The organism is Streptosporangium sp. NPDC000239, from assembly GCF_040300765.1.
Classification (GTDB): domain Bacteria; phylum Actinomycetota; class Actinomycetes; order Streptosporangiales; family Streptosporangiaceae; genus Streptosporangium.
Genome location: NZ_JBEPEI010000009.1, coordinates 190,327 through 212,780 on the forward strand (window position 1 = coordinate 190,327; position 22,454 = coordinate 212,780).

Below are 22,454 nucleotides of genomic sequence, written 5' to 3' on the forward strand. Positions count from 1 at the left end.
ACACTGGTAGACGCGGGCGGACGTTCTCGGACCGGCTACGGATCAGAAGGCGTTTTCTCGGCCGCGTAGCAGGTCGGAGCCCTCTGCACCCTCCCGAAAGCCTCTTTCCTGTCCGTGCGGCAGCGGGACACGGCAACGCGGTCTCACACAGAGAACCATCCGTGGGTATCACGTGTTGAGGCTGGGGCTTTTTCAGGGCTGAGGACGCGAGGTCAGACTTCCGAGGTCACCTCGGAGGCGGCGGATCCACTCGATGGGGAAGGCCTGATCGAGCCGCTCCTTGCTGATCCCCGGTGTCCCCTTCTTCGCTGACGGGAGGCGCACACCGTTCTGTACCGTCAGGTGGTTTCCAGGAGCCGGGCAGGTCAGTACGGCGAGGCGTTGGCACGTCCGGTGCGGCTTCTCGGCCCCGCTCGCTGGTGTGGATCACGCCCTTGATGGGCTTCCGTACTGTTCGTACGGTGAGAGCCGCGAACGCTTCGAGAAGCGCTTCTCGCCTTTCCGGGATTCGAGGGTGACCGCTGTCGCGTACTTGGGCGTTCGGTCTGCGGTCTTGGAGGACCTCTCGATCAGGCCGGGCACCTCCAAGCTCGTCCGGCCGCGGCGTGGCCGGTGCGAAGGCCGGATCGCCTCGTATGCGATGTCGGGGCGCGGCGGCCGGTCCTCGACGCGGTCGTTGGCTCCTTGGAGAAGATCATGTAGGTGGTTCTGGGCACGCCGTCCACCCGCTCTTGGTGGCCGGCGGCAGCTTGGATGGCGCAACGGCCGTTCTCGTCCCGGGTGACGCGGGCCGGTGCGGGGAACGCGCGGGCGATCTCCTCGCTGGACAGGCCACCGATCTCGCGTGGGGTCGGCCCGCCCGGCCCTGGCCCCGGGGAAGAACACGGGGCGGTAGCCGACGAACGTCGGTGCCGACACGCCGTCATCGGTCTTGCCGGGATCGGTTCTTCGTTGACGGCTGAGTTGACCGTCGAGTCGGCCGACGGCGGGGCGCATCGATTCTGGAAGGTGGTCGGGTGGTGGAGCGGGTCGATCCTCCACGGTCCAGCTGGTCGGCCGGGTTCGCCGGAGGGGCGAGCGGCCATGACGTCACCGTCTCCCGGTCGAGGCTTCGGTCGGCTCGAAGTCGCCGGTGAATCGGGCCGACTCGACGACAGTCCGTGCCGACCAACCCGTAGGACGGCCTCGGTGCCGGTCATGCCCATCGGATCCGGCCGCCGGTCCAGATCTGGGTGGTCAATCGTTGGTCTGCGGGACCTCGTCGTCCCCGGGTACCCGCCGAACCTCGATCTTGGACCCGCGAGCCACCGGGACCCGCTTGGCCCATTCGATCGCCTCCTGTTTCGAGGCGACGTCGAGCATGAAGAAGCCTCCGAACAGTTCCTTGGTCTCGCCGTACGGTCCGTCCGTGACCACCGGGGTCTCGCCGCTGAAGTCGACCACGACGCCCTGGCCCGGATCGTCCAGCCCTTCCGCCGCCAGGAGAACACCGGCCTTGACCGCGTCCTCGATGAATAGGCGGGTCGTGACCATCATCTCGTCGATATCGGCCATCATGGCCGCGTTCGACGCGTCGGTGCCCCGCATGATCAGCAGGTACTTCGACATCGCGTTCTCCTCGTCCGTCGGGGCCGCCTCTCGGCTCCCTCATCTACACGTCGAATGAGCGACCTGCGAATCGACACGGCCTCGGGGAAATCTCTCACCGTGACGTGGCTGATCTTTCCGGTCCGCGTTTCACCCGCCGAAGTGACCCCTGCGCGATGGCCGCGGTGATTGAGCCCCGGTTTTCGGGGTGGGAATCCGTGAGCACAGCAGGATGCGCATCGCGACAGCGGGGGCGGCCAGAAGCGACGTGAGGGTGGCCGGAGGCGACGCGGGGGTGGCCAAGAGCGACGAAGGGACAGCCAGGGGCGATGCGTGGGAGTGGTCGGAGGTGAGGCGCGGGCCGGGTGGTGTGGGGACGGCCAGGAGCGGCGCGAGGACGATCAGAGGCGACGTGGAAGTGGCCAGGGGTGACGTGAGGGTGTGTTGGGTGGCGCGGGAGTAGCCCGGGGACGAGGCGCGGACCGGGTGGTGTGAAGGCGGTTGGGAACGGCGCCAGGGTGCGCCGGGTGGTGGGGCTTGAGTCGTTGGGCTGCTCGTTCAGGGGTAGTTGATTTTGAAGTTCTGGTTAAAGTTCTGCGGTTTCATTGGTTGCCGTTCTGCTCGGTGAAGACGGTGTCGCCGCTCCTGGTGGTCCTGTGCACGGCCTGTACGTGCCTGTGGTCACTTCACGGCAGGCCTGGATTTAAATGCGGTTTTCGCCATATTGGGGCATAGTTCACTATCTGTGGTATTTAATCGTTTCATCCGGCGAATGAACGTGTCGTGAGGATGAGAACGGCATGACAGAAGCCTGACAACGGTATGAAAACGTCCCAAATATCGCTACAGGCAGGCGCGGTTCCATGGCCCAGTGCAGGGGGTCGGTGCGCGGAGGAGGGGGCTCCGCCCGCGGGTGTGCGTCGTGATCTTCCAGCCACCCGGAGAGGGGGGTATCGTGGGTGTCACACGCACAGGCCTCCGCGATCTATCAGATTTTCTTAAAGATCCCGTGTAGAACTCCTCGATGGACGGGCGCTCTCGCCCGCCAACAGACTCCCTTCCTGAGATCCAGCAGCGGACCCGAACGATTGGGACCGCCTCACAGGAAGCGCGATCTATGGCGAATCGATCCCGGAGAGTGGCGCCCGTAGGGCTCGCGCTCGTCCTGGCCCTCGTGACGGCGGGCTGCAACGCGAACTCGCAGTCCAGCTCGCAGTCCACCGGGCCGACGAAGGACAAGAACGCGACGGCGCTTGAGTCCGTGCCGAAGGGCCAGACTCTGCACTACCTCTCGCGGCGCGCGAACGAGTCCTTCGAGACAGCCAACGCGCAGATGGTGCCGACCAGCCGGTTGCGGTGGGTGCACCGCGGGCTGACGTCGTGGCAGACGTTCCCGGACAAGGACACGGTCCTCGTGCCGGACCTCGCCACCGACACCGGTACGACGGACGACGGCGGCAAGACGTGGACCTTCACGCTGAAGGAGGGCCTGAAGTTCTCCGACGGCAGCCCGATCACCGCGCAGGACGTGAAGTACGGCATCGAGCGGTCGTTCGCGCCGATGTTCCAGGGCGGCCTCGGTTACCACAAGACGCTGCTGGTCGGTGGCGCCGACTACGACGGCCCGTACGACGGCAAGAAGCTCGACTCCATCGAGGTCGTCGACGACCGCAAGATCGTCTTCCGTCTGGCGCGCCCGTTCGGCAACTGGCCGTGGATCGTCAGCATGCCGGCCTTCGCGCCGGTGCCCGCCGCGGCCGACACCAAGCCGGAGACGTACGGCGAGCGCCCGGTCGCCAGCGGCCCGTACCAGGTGACGAGCTTCCGCAAGGGCTCGCAGGCCGTACTGGAACGCAACCCGAACTGGAAGGCCGACACCGACCAGGTACGGCTCGCCGGTCCGGACAAGATCGTCCTCGACATGGGCCTGAACAACGACACGATCGTGCAGCGCCTCATCGACGACAAGGGTGCGGACAAGAACGCGATCAGCAACGCGCTCATCTCGCCGTCGCAGTTCCAGCGGATCGAGTCCGACCCGTCGATCTCCAACCGCATGGCCAACAGCCCGTCGGGCTACTTCCGCTACCTCGCCATGAACGTCAAGCGCCCGAGCCTCTCCGACGTCCGCGTCCGGAAGGCGATCAACTACGCGATCAACAAGGCCGAGCTGCAGAGTGTGTACGGCGGCCCGAAGTTCGGCGGCCAGATCACCTCGACCATCATGACGCCCGGCATCCCCGGCCGCACCGAGTACAACCTGTACGACGGCGGCGAAACCGGCAACGTCGACAAGGCGAAGGAGCTGCTCACCGAGGCCGGGGTCTCCGACCTGAAGCTCACACTCACCTACCCGACCGACGTGAGCGCGATCGAGGAGAAGGAGGCCCAGAGCATCAAGAACTCGCTGGCGCGGATCGGCGTCAAGGTCGAGCTCAAGGGCCTCGACGGAGACACCTGGTTCGAGCTCATCTCTTCCGACGACGGCGACTACGACATGACGACGAACGGCTGGGGAGCGGACTTCCCGAGCGGAATGAGCACCATCCAGCCGCTGTTCGCGTCGAGTGAGATCGGCGACGGCGGCGGCAACGCCTCCAAGTACTCCAACCCCAAGGTGGACGCCGCGATCGACGCCGCCGTCGCGGAGCCGGACCTCGGCAAGGCCGCCACGATGTGGGCCGCGATCGACAAGCAGATCATGGAGGACGCCCCGATCGTGCCGATCCTCGTGCAGCGCACGCAGGCCCTGGCCGGTTCGAAGATCATGAACTACTTCATCCCCGCCTACCCACCGTTCGCGAACGAGTTGGTCGTCGGTGTCGGTAGCTGAGATCCGGCAGGCGGAGGGCCGGGGCACGTCGGCCCTCCGCCGCTTCCTCAGGAAGCGGTCCGGCGTCGCCGGCCTGGTCATGCTGGTCGTGCCGCTCGTCGCGGGACTCTGCGCCCCGCTGCTCGTGTGGATCGAGGGACAGGACCCGAGCACCCTGCACACCGACCTGCTCGACCCGGACGGCGGCCGTCCGCTGGGCGCCTTCGGCGGCGTCAGCGCCGACCACTGGTTCGGCGTCGTCCCGGTGACGGGTGTCGACCTGTTCGCCCAGATCGTCTACGGCATCCGCTCGTCGCTGTTCATCGCGTTCGGGGCGAGCATCCTGTCGATCGCCTTCGCCGCCGTCCTCGGTACGGCGATCGGCTACTTCGGCGGCTGGTTCGGTGCCGTCGCCGGGCGGCTGATCGACTTCATGTTCGGCTTCCCCGGCCTGATGTTCGTCATCGCGATCATGGCGATCGTGCCCGAGGAGATGCCTCGGGGCCTGGTCCTCGTGCTGGTGCTGGCCTTCTTCGGCTGGACCGTCCCGGCCCGGATCATCGGCGCCCAGGCCGGAGCCGTCAACGCCCGCGCCTTCGTCGAGGCGGCGCGCGCGACCGGGGCCCCGCCCTGGCAGATCATCCGCCGCGAGATGCTGCCGCACCTCTTCGGCCTGGTCGTCGTCCTGTTCGCGATGTCGCTGCCCGGCAACGTCAGCGTTGTCGCGGGGCTGTCGTTCCTCGGCGTCGGTCTGCGTGGTGATGTCCCCGACCTGGGCAAACTGCTCTCGGACTCGCTGCCGTGGATCTACAGCGGCGCGGACGTCTGGTACATGCTCTTCCCGGGAGCCGTGGTGTTCCTGATCGTGTTCGGCGCCACGCTCGCCGGTGACGCGCTCCGCGACGTCCTCGATGTGCGCACGGAGGATGCCGCATGATCGTCTACATAGCCCGCCGCATGGTCACCGCGGTGTTCATGCTCCTCTCGATCGCCTTCGTGACGATCTGTCTCTTCTTCGGGGCCTCGAAGGACCCGGCCCGCTCCATGTGCGGCAAGCCGTGCCCGCCCGAGACCCGGGCCAAGGTCAGCGCCTACATGCAGACCGACCAGAGCGTGCTGTGGCAGTACACCGAGTTCGTGAAGGGCCTCTTCGCCGGCCGTACGTACGGCCAGGGCGCCCAGCAGGTGCACTGTCCCGCGCCCTGCTTCGGCTACTCGTTCCCGAACCGCAGCGACGTCACGACGCTCATCGCCGAGCGGCTGCCCGTCACGTTGTCGCTCGCGCTCGGCGCGGCCGTCCTGTGCCTCGTCGTGGGCATCGGCCTCGGCGCGTTGTCGGCGATACGCAAGGGCGGGGTCGTCGACCGGTTCTCGACCGGTTTCGCGATGTTCGGGCTGTCGGTGCCGACCTTCCTCGTCGGCCTGCTCGTCCTGCAGGTCTTCGGCTTCATGCTCAACGCGCTGCCGTACTCCGGCTTCGTGTCGTTCTCGGAGTCGCCGGCGGACTGGGCCTGGCACCTGATCGGCCCGTGGATGGTGCTGTCGTTCATCCTCGCCGCCGGATACATCCGGGTCACCCGTACCCAGCTCCTCAACGAGCTCTCGGCCGACCACCTCGTCGCGATGACCGCGCGCGGCGCGTCGAACCGGCAGGTGAACCGGCACGCCGTCCGCGGTGTGATGGTGCCGGTCGCGGCGATGTTCGCGCTCGACGTCACCGCGCTGCTGGGCGGATCGGTGATCGCGGAGAAGGTGTTCAGCCTGCACGGGCTCGGTGACCTGCTGTTGTCCGGCGTGAACGAGTCCGACCTGAGCATCGTCGTCGGGGTGACGCTCTTCTCCGCCTTCCTCATCATCGTCGGCAACCTGGTCGCCGATCTGCTGATGCCGCTTCTCGATCCGAGGATCCGCCGTGTCTGACCCCGTACTCCAGATCGAGGACCTGTGTGTCTCGTTCACCAGTGGCGGCGTCACCGCCGATGTGGTCCGGGATCTCTCCGTGAGCCTGGACGGCGGCCGCACCCTCGCCGTGGTCGGTGAGTCGGGTTCGGGCAAGACGATCACCGGCCGGGCGATCATGCGGCTGCTGCCGCGCGGGGCGAGCGCCAGGGGCCGGATCGTCGTCGCGGGCCGGGAGATGCTCTCCGCCGACGAGCGCGAACTGCGCCGGGCCCGCGGCCGCGACGTCGCCATGGTGTTCCAGGACTCGATGTCCGCGCTCAGCCCGTACCTCGACATCGGCGCGCACATCGCCCAGGCGCTCCGCCTGCACGACGCGTCGGTCACCCGCCGCGCCGCGCGGGCCCGTGCGGTCGAGATGCTCGACCGGGTCGGCATCCCCGAGCCCGCGGACGCCGTACGCCGCTTCCCGCACGAGTTCTCCGGCGGCATGCGGCAGCGCGCGGTGATCGCGATGGCCCTGGTGAACCGGCCCGCGCTCCTCATCGCCGACGAACCGACCACCGCGCTCGACGTGACGGTGCAGGCGCAGATCCTGGCCCTGCTCCGCGAACTCCAGCAGGAGTACGGCATGGCGATGCTCCTGATCAGCCACGACTTCGGGGTGGTGGGGAGCGCGGCGGACGAGGTCCTGGTGCTCTACGCGGGCCGCCAGGCCGAGTACGGCAGCCTCCGCGACATCTTCCACCGGCCCGCCCACCCGTACACCGCCGGTCTCCGCGCGGCCACGCCGCGACTGGACGCCCGGCTCGAAACCGGAGGGAGGCGGACCCGGCTGCGCGCCATCCCCGGCGCGCCCACGTCGCTGCGCGACGCCGGACCGGGTTGCGCCTTCGCGCCGCGCTGCGGCCTCGCCGACCAGGTCGGCGAACGCTGCCTCGTCGAGGCGCCGCTGCCCACCGCCCGCCCGACCAGCGAGGTCGGCGGGCTGCACCTCGCGGCCTGCCACCTCGATCGTCTCCCCGCACCGCAGGAGGTCACCCGGTGAGTGAGCCGATCCTGGAGATGACCGACGTCAGCAAGCGCTACCGCACGTTCGGTGGCTTCGGCCGTGGGCGCGGGGGTTTCCTCGCCGTCGACGGCGTCTCGCTCCACGTCGAGCGAGGCGAGGCGCTCGGCCTGGTCGGCGAGTCCGGCTCGGGCAAGTCCACACTGGCGCGGATGGCCAACGGCCTGGTGGTGCCGACGTCCGGCACCGTCCGTACGGGCGGGCAGGACCTCGCCCGCCTCGGCAGGCGAGGACTACGGCGGCTGCGGCGCAACGTCGCCATGGTCTTCCAGGACCCGTTGGCGTCGCTGAACCCGCGGCAGACCGTACGGCAGACGCTGGAGAACGTCTTCCGCGCGCACGGCGAGACGACGTCGACCGCCGAGCTGGTCACACTGCTGGAGTCGGTCGGCCTCGGCGCCGAGTACCTGGGGCGTTTCCCGCACGAGGCGTCCGGCGGGCAGCTCCAGCGCGTCGCCGTGGCCCGCGCGCTGGCCCTCAAACCGGATCTGATCATCGCGGACGAGCCGACCTCGGCGCTCGACGTGTCGGTGCGCGCCCAGATCCTCAACCTGCTGGCCGACCTGCAGCGCGACCAGGGGATCTCGTTCCTCCACGTCAGCCACGACCTGGCGGTGATCCGGCTCTACAGCGACCGCGTCGCCGTCATGCAGCGTGGCCGTATCGTCGAGACCGGTCCGTCCGACGAGATCTTCCGCTCCCCGCGGCACCCCTGCACGCGCGCGCTGGTCGAGGCGACACCGGAGGCGGAGCCGCCCCCCTGGCCTGCGGGAGCGTTGCGCGACGCCGACGAGGCGTGCCACGATCACGACCATGTCTCACCAAACGATCACCCTGTTGTGAGCCGGCCGGAGGCCGGCGCCACAGAGCACTGAATGAGGACACGTGGGAACCGACCTGTTCGTCCGAGAGTACGGGCGGGACGCAGCAGATGCGCCCGCCATTCTCATCCTGCACGGCGCCGTGGAGTCCGGCGCCTGTTACGGTGACGCCGTCGACCGCTGGGGGGGCGACTACCACATCGTGGCGCCTGACGCCCGGGGCCACGGGAAGTCACCCGGCCGCCTGCCCGAACACGAGGGTGTTCCGTCGACCGACGTGATGGTGCAGGACGCGATCGACATCCTCAAGGACATGCTCGACGAGACCGGGCGCAGGACGCTCGTCGTCGGGCACTCCATGGGTGCGCGGATCGCCGCCTTCGTCGCCGCCGACGCCCCGCACCTCGTGGCCGGCGTCGTGCTTGAGGACCCGCCGTGGTGGGTGCCCGAGGCAGGTCCCAACCCGTGGCTCAGCGTCGAGCAGACCATCAAGGACCCCTTCGACTACGCCGACACGGCGTCGGTCGAGGAACTCGTGGAGATACAGCGCGAGCTCTATCCCCACTGGGCGGAGCAGGAGCTGCGTCCGCTCGCCGAGGCGATGAAGGCCGTCGACACCGACTACATGGAGCAGCGGCTCCACGAGAAGCGCCGGATCTGGACGCCGACCGCGCGGCAGATCACGGTCGGTCCGGCGGGCGTGCCCGCGCTGCTCGTCACCGGTACCGGCGACGTCATCGTCGACAAGCACTCCCGTGAGCGTCTCACGGCCGTCGCGCCCGGCTTCGACGTCGTCGTGATCGAGGGTGCCCACCACTGTGTGCGCCGCGACAAGCCGGACGAGTACCACCGGCACGTCGACGCCTTCCTCCGCGAGAACGCGCCACCGGCCGGAGCCGTCACTCGACACTGAAGGTGTCGGACCGCGCGAGCGGGCCGTAGATCTCCGCGTCCGGCGAGGCGACGGCGGCTCGCATCGCCTCAAGCCCCGCGCGTACGACGGGATGACCCTGGTTGTCGCGTCGCGTCGTCATGATCACCTTGCGCAGCGGCGCGACGCCGCGCGTCGGCAGGATCGCCACCCAGTCGGCGTCGCGGGCGGAGAGCGCGGACTCCGGCGCCAGGCAGATCCCCGCCTCGGCGGCGACCAGTGCCAGCGCGGCGCGGTAGTCGTCCGAGACATGGGTGATCGACGGGTGGAAGCCGAGTTCGGCGCACGCCTGCAACACCATCGTGCGGCACGGGTTACCGGGTGAGGGCATGATCCAGTTCTCCTCGGCGAGCTGGGTGAGCCCGACGCCCTCCTCACCGGCCAGCGGGTGCGTGTGGGGGAGAACGACTTTGAACCGCTCGATGTAGAGCGGGAACTTCACGATGTCGGGGGAGTCGCGCTCAGGGCTGGACTCGTACTCCATGGTCACGGTCACGTCGATGTCGCCGCGCATCAGCATCCGGTGGCTCATGTGGGCCTCCGCGTCGACGACCGTGACGTCGACGCCCGGTGCCTGACGGCGCAGTTCGACGATGGCGGGCGCAACCAACCAGCTGATCGCCGTGGGGAAGGCGCCGATCCTGAGCTGTCCCAGGACACCGCCCGCGTGCGCGGCCAGGTCGGCCTCGGCGACCTTCAACCGGGAGCTGATCTCCTCGGCGTGCTCGGCGAGGATGCGCCCGGCCGGGGTGAGCGCCAGCTTGCGCCCCGCGCGTACGACGAGCACGTGACCGACCTCGCGTTCGAGCGCCGCGAGCTGCTGCGACACCGCGGACGGCGTCAGGTGCAGCGCCGCCGCGGTCGCGGTGACCGAGTCGGACAGCACGAAGGCGCGGAGGATGAGGAGACGGCGGGGATCGATCGTGGGCACGCGGGCTCCGTCGCGAGTCGGCCGGGCGTCCGTCGCGGTAGGAGCGTCCGCGAGGCGGGACCGGGGAACCCCGATGCTAGCGGGCGCCTCAGGACGTGAAACGTCCCGGCCTGGGCTTTTCGCCGCCCACAAGGGCCCGGTCCTTGATCACTAACCCTGCCGGGGCGCTCCTCTCGCGTCGGCGTGGGTGACCACGACGGGCACGGTCGGGAGGCGCCGCCGGGACCGATCGACGCACCGGGCTCCGTTACCGGCGGTGGCCCTTCTTCTTACGACCGGCCGGTACGGCCCGGCGGCCGGAGCCGTTCTGCGCGGGTTTCTGCGCCTGCCGCTGTGCCGGTTTCTTCGCCGAGGAGGCAGGGGTTTCGGGGGTACGGCCTCGCGAACTGTTCACCGTACGACCGCGGACGATGCCGATGAAGTCCTCCACCAGGTCGGTGGTCGCGTCCGTGGGCCAGCTCAGCGCGACCTGGGACTGCGGCGCGTCCGACACCGGCCGGTAGGCGAGGTCCTTGCGGTGGTGGAGGCGCGCCAGCGACAGCGGTACGGGGAGAATCCCAGTGCCGCTCGCCACCAGCTCGACCGCCTCCGCCGTCGTGGCAGGGCGGGTGAACGCGGGCTGCCCGGGTCGGACCGCCCACTCGATGGTGTCGTCAAGAGGGTGGAACACCTCGTCGTCGGCGAGATCGGCGACGGTCACCTCGTCGGCGGCGGTCACCACGTGCCCCTTGGGCACCATGACCACCGTGTCCTCCACATAGAGAGGAATCACGCTGAGCCCGTCCCGGTCGATCGGCAGCCGGACGAACCCGGCGTCGGCGCCGCCGCTCCGCAGGAGTTCCACCACCTCGGCGGCGGGAACCGCGACCAGGGTGAGCGGCACCCCGGGCATTCTCTCGTTCCAGATGTTGACCCATTTCGCGGGTGTCACCCCGGGCACGTACGCCAGTCGGAACACCCTGCCGGTCTCTCCATCGGTCACTTCCCCAGGGTATCGATGTCAGGAGAACCCGTTCCGGCTGGCTACTCTTGACGCCATGACCTCGCCCAAACCGAAGACCACCCAGACGATGAAGCCTTCGACGGCGGCCAAGAAGCTGGGTGTCCCCCTCTCGGCCACTCCCGCCGAGTTCCAGGCGAGTGTCGTCTCCAGGGACGAGCTGAACGAGCTGCAGTCGACGCCCCCGGCCTGGCTTGTCGACCTGCGCCGCAACGGCCCGCACACCAAGCAGGTCATCGCCGCGAAGCTCAAGGTCTCCGTCGCCGGTCTGCTCAGGAACGGGATCACCGAACCGCTCACCACCGCCGAGATCGACGCGCTGAAGGCGGAGAACCCGGAGTGGCTGGAGCGCGAGCAGGCCCTCCAGGTCAAGGTTCGCAAAGAGGCGCTCCGCCTCAAGCAACAGGGCTAGACAGCTGAGATCCGGGGACGGTCAGGTGTCGTACGAACCGTCCCAGGGTTCGTAGAAGCCCAGGGTGTCCGGGTAGAGCTCGGCGTGTTCCGTGCCTTCGAAGGTCTCGATGACAAGGCCGAACAGCACGTCGTCGACCTCGTGCCGGAAGGGCCGGATGGCGATGTCGCCGTAACGGTGGCCGGGGAGGGCGTCGAGCCACCGCGTCAGCAGGTTCTCGGCGGTTTCGACGGCTGTCCGGTGGTTCTCGTCGGTGCCGGTGCGTTCGACGCGGGAGCCGAGGTGGTGGCCTGAGGCGTCGAAGGTGTGCAGGACGGCGTGCCAGCGCTTGTGGGCGGGCCAGTCGTCGGTGACGGTGTAGCCGTTCGGGAAGGCGGCGACGACGGAGCCGAGGAACTGCCCGCCGTCCCAGTGGCCGATCGTGTCGGTGTGATAGCCGGGCTCGTGGGCGATGGGAATGACCTCGGGGACCGTCATGCGCCGAAGAGTAGTCACCGGGTACGACAACACGGCGCCCGCCCGATCCGGCCACGGCGCGTGGATCTTCGGGACGCCGTGGTGCCGGGCGAACAGATCGCCGCGCCCCACCTGGCCGTTCGTGTCCTGCGAGCGGGTGAGAACCGGCCCCTGGCCGAAACACCGGCCGGGCCGTCGAGCACGGTCGCCCGGCGGCCCGGCCGTACGGTCTCGGAGGTCTCAGCCCAGGCCGTGCGCGCGCTTGTACTCCAGGGTGTAGGCCAGCTTTCCTGGCTTGGCGTCGGAGTACGGCTTGCTCAGCTTGTCGAACTCGCCCTTGTTGGCGGCCTTGCCGTTGTTCCACTGGGCCAGCGCGCCCAGCTGGGCGGCGGTGAGGCCGTTGTCGACGACGGTGCCCTTGGGCAGCGCGGTGATCGCCTCGGTCAGCGCCTTGACGGTGGCCAGGTAGCTGCCGTGGTCGTTCTGGTTCCAGCCGGCCAGGTCGATCGGCTTGGCGTCGCGGACCCAGCTGCCCCAGTAGAACTCCTGGAACGGCAGCCCGTTCTGCTCGTAGCCGATGTCACGGCCGAAGTAGAGCAGGCTGCGGTACTTGTCGTCGGTGAAGTTGGCCAGGCCCACGCCGGTCGGCAGCTTGTTCACGGTGACCGGCTTGCCGTTGGGGCCGCGCAGCCACACCCACTTCCGCGCCTGCATCTCGTTCCAGAACCTCTGCCGGGTGAAGGTGCTCAGGTTGGCCTGCACCCGCAGTCGTACGTGCAGGTCGGCGCCGCCGTCAGGGGTCTCGAAGAAGGAGGTGAGCGTGTGGTGCCCGTCGGTGAGGAACGGCTCGCCATGGGGGCCGATGACGACGGTCTTCATGGCGGCGACGCTGTCCGGCGTCTCCGCGCCGACCGGGATCTGACACGTGAACGAGGACGGGTCGTCCAGGCGCGCGCCGGGCGAAACGGACGCCGCCTCCTCCCGGCCGTCGGCCTCGCACCAGTCGTCGAACTTCTTGTTGATCGCGTCCTTGCCGAGGGTGTAGCGGCCGAGCTTGTAGTACACCTCGTCGTAACCGAGCGACGGCTGGGTCGGGTGCACGTCGCCGATGCGGACGTCGAGCAGGTCACCGGGCTTGGCGCACAGGTACTTCGCGAACGGCGTGTCGCGGTTGTCGTGCTCACAGAAGGACGGCCGGGTGCCCGGCGCACCGGGTGCGGCCAGAGCGGATGGCGCCAGGGCGGCGCCGGAGCCGACGGTGACGGCGACGGCTGCCCCAAGTGCCGAGGCCAGGCGGTACGGAGAACTGAAGCGCATAACACGTGCTCCTCGTCGGCATTGAGTCTATCGACGGTGAGAGTGCCGGTAACCAACCAACGTACGAGTGCATGTTCATGACATCCAGGGGAACCGGCGGCGAACTTCGTGTTCTTCTTCGGGGAACGAAGGAGGTGCGGACTTTCACCGGCCGACGTCAACGGCTCCCGGACGGTCGGATCTCAGAAGGCGCTCACCGGGTGGTCCGGCTTGAGCGGCCGCCCAGTCCCGGGGTCCAGGACGATCACCTGCCCGCCCCAGGGCGCCCGGTCGTCACCCGGCCTGTCGTCCAGGCGCACGTGTGAGGGATCGACCCAGGTCACCGTGGGCAGGCCGTCGGAGTGTTCGGAGCTGAAGCGCTCGACCAGGGGCCACTCACGCGTCAGCAGGCCGTCGTTCCTGCGAACCACGAGCGCCCAGTCGGGGATGATCCAGTCGTCGTACAGGACACGCACCTCCAGCCCGCTGCCGGTCGGGCCGGGGATCCGGGCGTACACCTGCCAGCTGTTCACGTAGGTGACCAGCCCCACCGCCGCCCAGATCATCCCGAGCGCGACGGCGGGTCCGCGGGGCCCTCCGCCGAAAACGAGCGCTCCGGCGAGGACGACCAGGCTCACGGCCAGGGTTCCCAGCAGGACCGGCCGGTCGAGAACCGTGTAGTGCCCGAGGGCGCCGACCAGGGCGCCCGCCACCGCGAGGACCGCCAGAACGAAGAAAGCACCGGCGACCCGTGTGCGTAGACTCATGGCGGCACGCTATGGACCGGGACTTGTGACCCACTGGGAACCGAGCCCGAGCACGACCCGGACGGCGGTGCGGACGACCGGGTGACGAATCCCGTTGTGGCGCCCGCTCCCACGGTGACTGTCGGGGGTGCCTGATTGGGTCGCCTCAGGAACGAGTGCCGAGCAGGCGGGGACGGGAATGCGGCGATCAGAGCGTCTTTGGCATCTTGTCCGGTCCTACCGCATGGGCGAATGGTTCATGGCGGCCTGGGTCGAGGGGCTGGAGGTGTGGGAGGCGGCACGACGCCTGGGGGTTTCGGTCGCCGACGTGGATGACGCGGTTGAGTGCGTCTGGGCGGACGCCGTACGCGGGAGGCCCGCCGACGGTGACGCGGGGGTTGTCTGGGCCGGTCGGCTGACGGCGGACTGGACGCAGATCATCCAGGTGCGGGGGTTCGACTGCGATCGGGCTCTACGGGAGCTTTCGTACGGCGGGCGGGCGCTGCGGATGAGCTGGAACATCAACGGGCCACGTGATCTCGATTACGCGGTCAACGGTGACCACGTGACGGGCTTCAGCGTCACCGTTCCCGGAGAGCGGTGGGGACGCGATCCGCAGGCGCTCGACTCCTACGCGCGGGGACTGCAGTTCGACCTGAACGACACCGGCTGGACGAGCGATCCGGAGCTGCCGGCGGGGTGGCTGGAGTACTGCGCGTGGGAGGAGGCCCGCCTGGAGAGCGGGCAGGAGGACTACGAGGACGACATTCCCGACGGGTGGCAGGACTTCATCTCGCTCGCTCTCAACGGGTACAGCCCGCCCATGGCCACCTGCCTCACATCAGCTCTGGCGCTCGTCGGCAGGGTGACGGGCCGGGAGATCGACCGGGAGATCGACCGGGAGTGGATGGACGGGGCCCACACCCGCTACGTGATCCGCGAGCGGTGAGACCGCCAAGGGGAACGGTCCGGCTCGGTGGAGACAGCCGCGGCCGGTCGGCGGTACCGGGTCACCGGGTGCGGCTGTTGGGGGCGGTGGGCGCCACCGCACGACGATCGGGCGCACGGCGGGGACGCCAAAACTCCGGATATCCGAAGCCGAGATCCGAGCTCCGCCAGCCTTCACCACCGCGGCACGCGCCGACAGCCGACACCCAGCCCCTGAATGATCATTTCAAGTCGTGTTCCTGAGCCGTTCAGTCCGGCGCCTCCCTGGACTTCTAGCCTGCGCGAGCACGTTGAATACTCTGATCAGGAGCGTCATGCACGTCCTCCCCCGGCTTCGCGCCGGTGCCGTCATGCTCGCGGCGGCCACCGCCGTCTTCGGCACGATGGTCATCTCACCTTCACCCGCCGCCGCGGCCAGATCCCCCGAGCAGATCGCTCGCGACTGCCTCAACGTCACCTACCGGCAGGCGGGCGACCTCGTGTACGAGGTGCCCGAGTGCAGGCTCACCTACAAGAGTTCCCAGCAGGTGCTCGGTGAGGCGGAGATCCCCGACGCGATCGGCGACTCCAACAAGCCTCGCCCGGTCGCCCGCTCCTGCGGGGCCGCGGGCGGCAGCGTCGGGGTCGCGGGAATGAAGAGCTCGTCGACCTCCTTCTCCTTCGGGCTCGACATCGGCGGGAAGAAGAAGTTCGGCGACTGGGAGGCGTCCGTCGGGCCGAAGCTCGGCTGGTCATGGAGCTGGAGCACCAGCGACACCTACACCAACACCGCGAACGTGCCCGGCTGGGGTGTCGCGTGGATCACCGTACGTCGGCCGCTCATCAAGGCCGTCGTGGACATCGCCGCTGACTACGACGACGGCAACGGCATGCAGTACGGCAAGAACCTCACCGTGTACGTGCCCGACAAGAGCCGCTCCTACGACTGGGCGCTGAACTCGCGGCCGATGAGCGACTGGGAGATCTCCAAGTACTGCGGCAGCGGCGGGGGCGGGGACAGCGGCTACACCGAGTCGACCTCGTTTGAGTCGTCCTATGGGGACTTCCGTCTGTGGCTGCCGAGCCAGTACCGGCTGTTCAACGCGCACAGCGGCAAGTGCATGGTGGTCAAGGACGACAGCAAGACGGCGGGGGCGAGGATCGTGCAGCGCGACTGCCCGACCGGGACGTCCTCGGCGTTGCGCTGGACCCGGGTCAAGCAGGCCGACGGGTCGTTCCTGCAGAAGAACGACGCCTCCGGCAAGTGCGCGGACGTCACCGGCGATGAGATGGCCGACTGGCTCAGCCTCGACCAGCAGAACTGCACGCCGTCGGCGCCGCAGCAGAACTGGGCGGTGATGCGGGTGACGGTGAAGATCCCGCCGCACTACGACGCGCAGCCTGCGTTCTATCTCTACAACCGCAAGAGCGGTAAGTGCATGGCGCTCGACCACAACAACCTGCTGAGCAACGACGCGCCGCTGCAGCAGTACGACTGCGGCAGCCTGCCCAAGCCGAAGCCCACCGGGGCGTACGACCTGTGGTCGGTGAACACGACCGCCTACAAGAACGTGCTGAGCGGCAAGTGTCTCGACCGCGGTTCGACGATTTCCGGCGGCGGCATGGTCGTGCAGCGCTCGTGCAACGGCAAGTCGTCGCAGAAGTGGACTGCCGCCCCGCGCAACGGCGGATGGTTCAACATCAAGAACGCCAACGGCTACTGCCTGACCGCGCCGTACAACAACGGCACCCCGCCCGGGGAGAACACGCAGCTCATGTGGTGGGGCTGCGAGACCCGCTGGGACTCGGCCAACCAGTACTGGTCGGTCAACCCGATGCCGGGCGGGCGCTACACCTTCTCCAACCAGTGGACGAAGCTCTGTCTGGCCCCGCATTCCAGCGATGTGACCAAGGACGGTGGCCGGGTGGCCCTGCGCCGCTGCGTCTCCTGACCCGATGACCGGCTGGTGCGCCTGCCCGCGCTCGATCGTCGACCCGCTGAAAAGGGGGGACGGAGAAGGCGAGGGCGCACCAGCAGGGTCCGGCGGAGCCACCCGGCGCGCCCACCGGCATGCCGCCGGAGGCCGAAAGGGGAGGCGGATCACGCCCTCGGCAGATCCCGGGCAGGCAAGACCACCGAGCTGTTGGCGTGGTCGTGACGCTTTGGAGGCGGGTTCCAAGGCGCGTAAAGAGGGGTGAGGTCGACGAATATTCGGTAGTCGGAGATGAGGCCGTTGTCGTGGGTGCGCCAGATCGACACGGCGACGACGCCGGTCTCCCTGCCGTCGAGGCGTTGGTAGGTCACCTCGGTCTCGGCGATGACGTCGGCGTCGACCTGCCAGCTTCTGACGATCCGGTGCCGCAGGCCGCCGATGGTGGAGAAGAACGCCCGCAGCCCGGCGACGATGGCCGTACGGCCCACCAGCGGTTCGGCGTTGCCGAACACGAACCTGGCGTCCTCGGTCAGCAGTCGCACGAACTCCTCGGGGTCGAAGGAGTCCACCGCCTGGAAAACGCGTCGCACCACGTCGTCGGTCATACCCTCCCTTTCCCACACGGCTGTGATCACTGGTGAGGACGATACGGGGCGAGGAAGGACGCACAACTATCCACAGGGTGGGGATCATGTCGCCGAGGGACGCCCCGAAACGGACGCCCCGGCCCATCGGAACGGCCGCCCCGTCTCGCCCGAACGGGTGCCCCGCCCACTGGAACGGGCGCCCTGACTAACCCGAACGGACACCCCTCCCCGCCCGAACGGGTGTCCCCGCTCTGTCGGAGCAGGGACGTGCCGGGTGTCCCGGCTTGGCCGTACCGGACGCGCACGTGGTTCGGCGTACCGGTGCGCGCCGGCCGGAAGCGAGGGTCCGGCCGGCGCGTCCTGGCAGGTCAGGTCAGGTGCCGGGCGAGGAACCTCAGGGCGCTGTCCATCTCGAACGACGGCACGTCCCCGTGTGCGCCGGGGTTGACGTGCAGTGTCTTCTGGGGGGAGGCCAGGGCGTCGAACAGGGCCAGGCCCTGGTCACGCGGCACCAGCCGGTCGTCCCACTGCATCAGGAACCGCACCGGTACGGTGACCCGCGCGGCCTCTTCGGCCAGGCCGTACACGCCGAGCAGGCCCAGCACCGCGGCGCGGATCCTGGGCTCCGCGGCGACGAGGGGGATGCCGAGCCCGCAGCCCATCGACATGCCGCAGTAGCCCACCGGGCCGGCGCCGACCCGGTCGAGACGCTGGACCTCGGTGAGGACCGCCCGCCAGTCCGCGACGGACCGACCGGTCAGGTGGCCGTGCATGCCGGCGACCGCGACGCCCGGGTTCTCGCCGGAGGCCATACCGGCCCGCATCTCGGCCACGACGCGGCCGAACTCCTCGTCCTTGGGGCGGTCGCCGTGGTTGGGCGCGTCGATCGCGACGACCGCGAAGCCCTCGGCGGCGTAGCGACGCGCCTGGGACACGATGGCGGGAGCCGTTTTGTGCTGCCCGCCGCCGTGGCCCAGCAGGATCAGCGGCCGCGTGCCGGGGGCGTCATCCGGCGTCCACAGCACGCCGGGGATCTCGTCGAGGGTGAAGAACTGCTCGGTGACGCCGTCCGACGACGTCTGGGAGGTGAAGCGCATCAGCGTTTCGGACCTTTCGGGATGCCTTGTGCGGGCGCTCCCTAGGCCATGCGAAGGAGGGAGCCCCGGCCTGTCACAGCGTTGATCGGACTCACCTCCTCGAATTCGCAATAATGCACGGCGTCGCCGAAGGTATCACAGTGGTTCAGATGAGAAGGCCGGAGTGGGACGGCCGGAGCGCTTCGGCGGAGACGGCGCGTCCCGCCCGGACGGCGAGCAGGGCCGCGGCCAGGGCTGACAGCGCCAGCACCACGAGGAAGGCGACCGGCACCGTGAGGTCCGTGAGGTCCGTGAAGCCGAGGCCGCGCGCCGTGGCGGTCCGCGGCGCCAGGACCTGCCACACGCTCAGCACGCCCAGCCCGGCGCCCAGCACGGTGCCCTGGACGCCGACGAACGACACCTCGACGAGGAGGGCGTTCCTGAGCGCGCCGGGCCTGAACCCGATGGTTCGCAGCATCGCGAGCTGCCCACGTCGTTCGCGGACGCCGCGGACCAGCACGACGGCCAGCCCGGCCATGCCGACCAGCAGCCCCAGACCGATGGAACCCCGCAGGGTCTGAACGAACGCCCCCGTCTTCGCCGACTCGGCGGCGACGTCCGCGGCGAAGGAGTGGGCGTCGGCCCCGGCGGTCACGTAGTCGGTGTTCAGCGCATCGGCGAGGGCGTCCGCCGTCGTGCCGGGCGCGGCCGCGACGTACTGACGGCGCAGGGGCGGCACCTCGGTCAGGAGCGATCCGGCCTGTTTCTCCGAGACGTACAGCCCGGCCCCGACGAGCCGGTTCCAGTCGCTGAGGCCGACGACCTTTAGCTCGGCCGGACGGTTCGACCGGTCGACGAGCCGCACGCTGTCGCCGACTTCGAGGCCGACGTACTTCGGAACGATGACCGCGGAGGCGTCGGCGGCGACGTGGGCCCAGACCTCGGCGTCGGAGCCGAACTCCTGCGAACGCTCCGCCAGCCTCGGGGGGCGGTTGCCCGCGAGTTCGGGCGTGACGAGGGTGACGGTCCTGCGCAGCGGCCGGGGCGTGCCGGAGTCCCAGGCGTGCCGGTGGCCCTGCGCGGCCTCGTACCTGTCCAGGGCGGCTGAGGTGATCATGGCGTAGCCGTCGGTCAGCCTGATCGCCGACGCGACGTCGCTCCGCGCTCTCAGCTGCTTCGTCGTCATCGGGGACAGACGGCTGCTGAACAGGACGACGTCGTAGCCCCCGCCCGCGCGGGCGACGTCGTTCGGCTCCTCCTGCCTGAGGACCGTGTTGAGGATCGCGGTGAAGGTCAGCGCGAAGGCGACGAGCGCGTACAAGGAGGTGAGCAACGCGGTCCTGACCGGTCGCGCCAGCACGGTCGCCAGACCGAGACGGGGTGCGACGAACCTCCGGGTGACCGCCAGGATCGGGGCGACCAGCCATCCGTCGAACACCGCGACGACGACCGACGACAACCCCACCAGGACGACGCCCCGCACGATGAGCAGCTTGAGGTCGACCTCCTCGAAGGTGCCGGTCAGGATGCCGAAGACGGTGCTCGCCCAGACGAGGGCCAGCCCGCAGCAGAGGGTCACGGCGACCTTGCGGCCCATCCTGTCGATCAGCAGCGGGAGGAAGCCGAGCACGAACACGATCGGCGCGGCGAACGCCGTGAACTGACGGTCCGACGTCAGCAGCCAGCCTGCCGCCGCCACGCAGGACAGCGACAGGCCGAGGACGATCCAGCGCCTTGGCCCGCCGGAACCGTGTGGCGCGGCGTCCTGCATCGCGGCCATGATGTCGGCTCCGGTGGTCCTCAGGGTCGCGGCCAGCACGGTGAGCTGCGAGACGGCCAGCCCGATGAGCGCCCCCGACAGCAGGGCGGCGGGCTGGACGTCCAGGTGGAGCCGGAGGTTCTCGTCCACCCCGAACGAGCCGTGGCTCACGCGGACGACCAGGGCCGCGACGCCCACCCCGGCCCCGAGTCCCAGGAGGGTGGCGGGCAGGCCGAGGACCAGCCCCTTCACGGCGAAGATCCTGCGGATGTGTCCCCTCCGCAGGCCGATGGCGCGCAGGGTCCCCAGCTCGGCCCTCCGCTCCGTCACGAACATGACGAAGAGGCTGATGACGAGGAGCACGGCCGCGGCGAAGGGAAAGCCACCGGCCATGCCGAACCGGTTCTTCGCCTCGTCGCCGATCCGGTTCGCCCGGTCCAGGGCAGGTGACTTCACGGAGACGACGGGGGTCCGGTCGCCGAGCGCCGCGACGATCCAGAGTTCCGCCTCGACGGTCCTGTCCGCCCCGCCGTACGTGCCGCCGACGTTCGAGACGGCGATCATGTCCCGGACGACGCCGGGCCGGTGGGGCAGCGCGTCGCTCAGTGTGCCCTTCGTGACGATGATCGGTGCGTATCCGGCGATTCCCCGCTCGCGGAGCACCCTGGCGACGCGCAGTTTGACGGTGGTCGGACCGGCGGTCAGTTCGAGGTCGTCTCCGGGGGTGAGGTCCAGGCTCCGGGCCAGACGTGTGTTGATCGCCACCTCGTCGCGTCCGAGCCTGGCGGGCAGCCGCGTCAGGCCTGAGGCGTCGAGGTCGTCGCCGAACGCGCGTGCCTCGGCGGGCTCCAGCTCCCAGAACCTCGTGCGGGGCCGCGTCCTTCCGTGGCCGTCGGTGGCGGTGATCTCTCCTTCGCGCACCGCCATGACCGACTCGATCGGGCTGTGGTCCACCAGGCGCGACGCGTCCAGGGTACGGAGGTCGTCCTTGACGTTCTCGGACGTGACGAGCAGGTCCAGCGGCCCCAGGTGGGTCTCCGCCCGGACGCGGTAGGAGGTCCCGAAGGAGTCACCGACGACGAACGACCCGGTGATGAGGGCCGTCGCGAGCATCGAGCCGAAGACGACCAGGGCCGCCGCTCTCGGACGCCGCAGGACCTCACGCAGCCCGATCCTTCGGATGGCCGGGCGGAACACGAGGTCGAAGACGATCGGCGGGACGAGCAGCGCCAGGACGGCGACGGCGGCGTACGTCACGACTGCCTCCAGTCACCCCAGGTGACCGGGACCGTGGCGACACGGCCGTCGATCAGCTCGATCGTCCGGTTGGCGCACGTGGCGACCGTGTCGTCGTGGGTGACGATGACGATCGTCTGCCCGCCCTCGTTCAGTTCGGCGAACAGTTCGACGACGGCCGCGGCGGTCGAGGAGTCGAGGTTCCCGGTCGGCTCGTCGGCCCAGATCACGGCGGGGCCGCCGACCAGGGCGCGGGCGATGGCCACGCGCTGCCGCTGGCCTCCGGAGAGCTGGCCGGGCCGGTGTCTCGCCCGGTCGGTCAGGCCGACCCTCGCCAGCATGGCGTGGGCGCGTTCGCGTGCCTCGGCCGGTCTGACCGACGCCGCCAGGAGGGGGAGTTCGACGTTCTCCACCGCGTTGAGGACCGGGATCAGGTTGAAGCCCTGGAACACGAACCCCATGCGCCTGGCCCGGTGCTCCGTACGCCTCCGGTCGGAGAGCGCGTGGATGTCGAGGCCGTCGACGATCACCGTGCCGGAGTCGACGGTGTCGATTCCGGACAGGCAGTTCATCAGCGTCGACTTCCCGGTGCCCGAAGGGCCGACGATGGCCACGAACTCACCGGCCTGGATTTCGAGACTCACGCCTCTGAGCGCGGGCACCGACATCTCGCCGGACCGATACGTCTTGACGATGCCGTTCGCGCGGATCAGCGTCCGGCCGGTCTCGTCGGGCCGCGGGCCGGTGCCGTTCGCGCCGCCCCTGATCGTCGACCACACCTTGGACGCCGCGGGCCACCTTCGCCGATCACGTCTCGGAACCTGCGCGGAGCCCCTGCCGAGGGAGGCGGCATTCCTCGTCGCCGGTGATTTCGTGCGGTTATCGGTGGCCATTGATTCCTGTTTTCTTTGACTCGTGACTTTTCTGTGAATCCAGACCCCGCCGATGTACGGCGTGGCGTTGTCGGCGGCCCGG

The 22,454-nt window shown here is 69.3% G+C and carries 19 protein-coding genes; 9 read left to right on the forward strand and 10 right to left on the reverse strand.

Features of this window, described 5'->3' with window-relative positions; all coding sequences use genetic code 11:
• Positions 1-1,236: 1,236 nt before the first annotated feature.
• Positions 1,237-1,608 (reverse strand): YciI family protein, encoded by a 372-nt coding sequence (locus tag ABT340_RS23180; protein ID WP_352012882.1) that lies wholly within the window; start codon positions 1,606-1,608, stop codon positions 1,237-1,239.
• Between the two features lie 1,096 nt (positions 1,609-2,704).
• Between ABT340_RS23180 and ABT340_RS23185 the strand changes: the two genes are divergently transcribed.
• From ABT340_RS23185 to ABT340_RS23210, 6 genes are read left to right on the forward strand one after another with little or no spacing between them, the layout of a single operon-like run.
• Positions 2,705-4,420, forward strand: coding sequence for an ABC transporter substrate-binding protein (locus ABT340_RS23185; protein WP_352012883.1), 1,716 nt, complete (start codon positions 2,705-2,707; stop codon positions 4,418-4,420).
• On the forward strand, positions 4,407-5,336 hold the full coding sequence (locus ABT340_RS23190) for an ABC transporter permease (RefSeq protein WP_352012884.1): 930 nt from the start codon (positions 4,407-4,409) through the stop codon (positions 5,334-5,336). Before ABT340_RS23185 ends, ABT340_RS23190 begins: the two co-directional genes overlap by 14 nt.
• Positions 5,333-6,319 carry an ABC transporter permease gene (locus tag ABT340_RS23195; RefSeq protein WP_352012885.1) on the forward strand — a complete coding sequence of 329 codons (987 nt, stop codon included), beginning with the start codon at positions 5,333-5,335 and terminating at the stop codon, positions 6,317-6,319. The genes ABT340_RS23190 and ABT340_RS23195 overlap by 4 nt, the downstream gene beginning before the upstream one ends.
• Positions 6,312-7,346: an ABC transporter ATP-binding protein gene (locus tag ABT340_RS23200; RefSeq protein WP_352012886.1), complete on the forward strand. Its 1,035-nt coding sequence runs from the start codon at positions 6,312-6,314 to the stop codon at positions 7,344-7,346. The genes ABT340_RS23195 and ABT340_RS23200 overlap by 8 nt, the downstream gene beginning before the upstream one ends.
• Positions 7,343-8,242 (forward strand): ATP-binding cassette domain-containing protein, encoded by a 900-nt coding sequence (locus tag ABT340_RS23205; protein WP_352012887.1) that lies wholly within the window; start codon positions 7,343-7,345, stop codon positions 8,240-8,242. Before ABT340_RS23200 ends, ABT340_RS23205 begins: the two co-directional genes overlap by 4 nt.
• Positions 8,243-8,252: 10 nt before the next feature.
• Complete coding sequence (locus tag ABT340_RS23210) at positions 8,253-9,101, forward strand: alpha/beta fold hydrolase (RefSeq protein ID WP_352012888.1); 849 nt, start codon at positions 8,253-8,255, stop codon at positions 9,099-9,101.
• Here the strand turns inward: ABT340_RS23210 and ABT340_RS23215 are convergent.
• Complete coding sequence (locus ABT340_RS23215; protein ID WP_352012889.1) at positions 9,088-10,050, reverse strand: LysR family transcriptional regulator; 963 nt, start codon at positions 10,048-10,050, stop codon at positions 9,088-9,090. The genes ABT340_RS23210 and ABT340_RS23215 overlap by 14 nt on opposite strands.
• A 247-nt stretch (positions 10,051-10,297) precedes the next feature.
• Entirely contained in the window at positions 10,298-11,032 is a 735-nt protein-coding gene (locus tag ABT340_RS23220; protein WP_352012890.1) for a LysR family substrate-binding domain-containing protein, read from the reverse strand.
• 55 nt (positions 11,033-11,087) lie between these two features.
• Here ABT340_RS23220 and ABT340_RS23225 point away from each other — a divergent pair, with 55 nt between their 5' ends.
• Positions 11,088-11,462, forward strand: coding sequence for a DUF5997 family protein (locus ABT340_RS23225; protein WP_352012891.1), 375 nt, complete (start codon positions 11,088-11,090; stop codon positions 11,460-11,462).
• A gap of 21 nt (positions 11,463-11,483) precedes the next feature.
• Here ABT340_RS23225 and ABT340_RS23230 read toward each other — a convergent pair whose 3' ends face one another.
• From ABT340_RS23230 to ABT340_RS23240, 3 genes are all read right to left on the reverse strand, one after another.
• Entirely contained in the window at positions 11,484-11,939 is a 456-nt protein-coding gene (locus ABT340_RS23230) for a hypothetical protein (protein ID WP_352012892.1), read from the reverse strand.
• A gap of 219 nt (positions 11,940-12,158) precedes the next feature.
• Entirely contained in the window at positions 12,159-13,235 is a 1,077-nt protein-coding gene (locus ABT340_RS23235) for a ParB-like protein (protein ID WP_352012893.1), read from the reverse strand.
• Between the two features lie 182 nt (positions 13,236-13,417).
• A complete protein-coding gene (locus ABT340_RS23240) occupies positions 13,418-13,981 on the reverse strand; it encodes a hypothetical protein (protein ID WP_352012894.1) in 564 nt (187 codons plus the stop codon).
• A 223-nt stretch (positions 13,982-14,204) separates the two neighbouring features.
• Between ABT340_RS23240 and ABT340_RS23245 the strand changes: the two genes are divergently transcribed.
• Complete coding sequence (locus ABT340_RS23245) at positions 14,205-14,909, forward strand: DUF6461 domain-containing protein (protein WP_352012895.1); 705 nt, start codon at positions 14,205-14,207, stop codon at positions 14,907-14,909.
• Between the two features lie 313 nt (positions 14,910-15,222).
• The gene (locus ABT340_RS23250; protein ID WP_352012896.1) at positions 15,223-16,839 is read left to right on the forward strand and encodes an RICIN domain-containing protein; all 1,617 of its coding nucleotides are present in this window, start codon (positions 15,223-15,225) and stop codon (positions 16,837-16,839) included.
• Between the two features lie 149 nt (positions 16,840-16,988).
• Here the strand turns inward: ABT340_RS23250 and ABT340_RS23255 are convergent, their stop codons facing one another.
• From ABT340_RS23255 to ABT340_RS23270, 4 genes are all read right to left on the reverse strand, one after another.
• Complete coding sequence (locus ABT340_RS23255; RefSeq protein WP_352012897.1) at positions 16,989-17,426, reverse strand: nuclear transport factor 2 family protein; 438 nt, start codon at positions 17,424-17,426, stop codon at positions 16,989-16,991.
• Positions 17,427-17,776: 350 nt separating this feature from the next.
• Complete coding sequence (locus tag ABT340_RS23260) at positions 17,777-18,505, reverse strand: dienelactone hydrolase family protein (RefSeq protein WP_352012898.1); 729 nt, start codon at positions 18,503-18,505, stop codon at positions 17,777-17,779.
• Between the two features lie 145 nt (positions 18,506-18,650).
• The gene (locus ABT340_RS23265; RefSeq protein ID WP_352012899.1) at positions 18,651-21,500 is read right to left on the reverse strand and encodes an ABC transporter permease; all 2,850 of its coding nucleotides are present in this window, start codon (positions 21,498-21,500) and stop codon (positions 18,651-18,653) included.
• Entirely contained in the window at positions 21,497-22,258 is a 762-nt protein-coding gene (locus ABT340_RS23270) for an ABC transporter ATP-binding protein (protein WP_352012900.1), read from the reverse strand. The genes ABT340_RS23265 and ABT340_RS23270 overlap by 4 nt, the downstream gene beginning before the upstream one ends.
• Between the last annotated feature and the right edge of the window lie 196 nt (positions 22,259-22,454).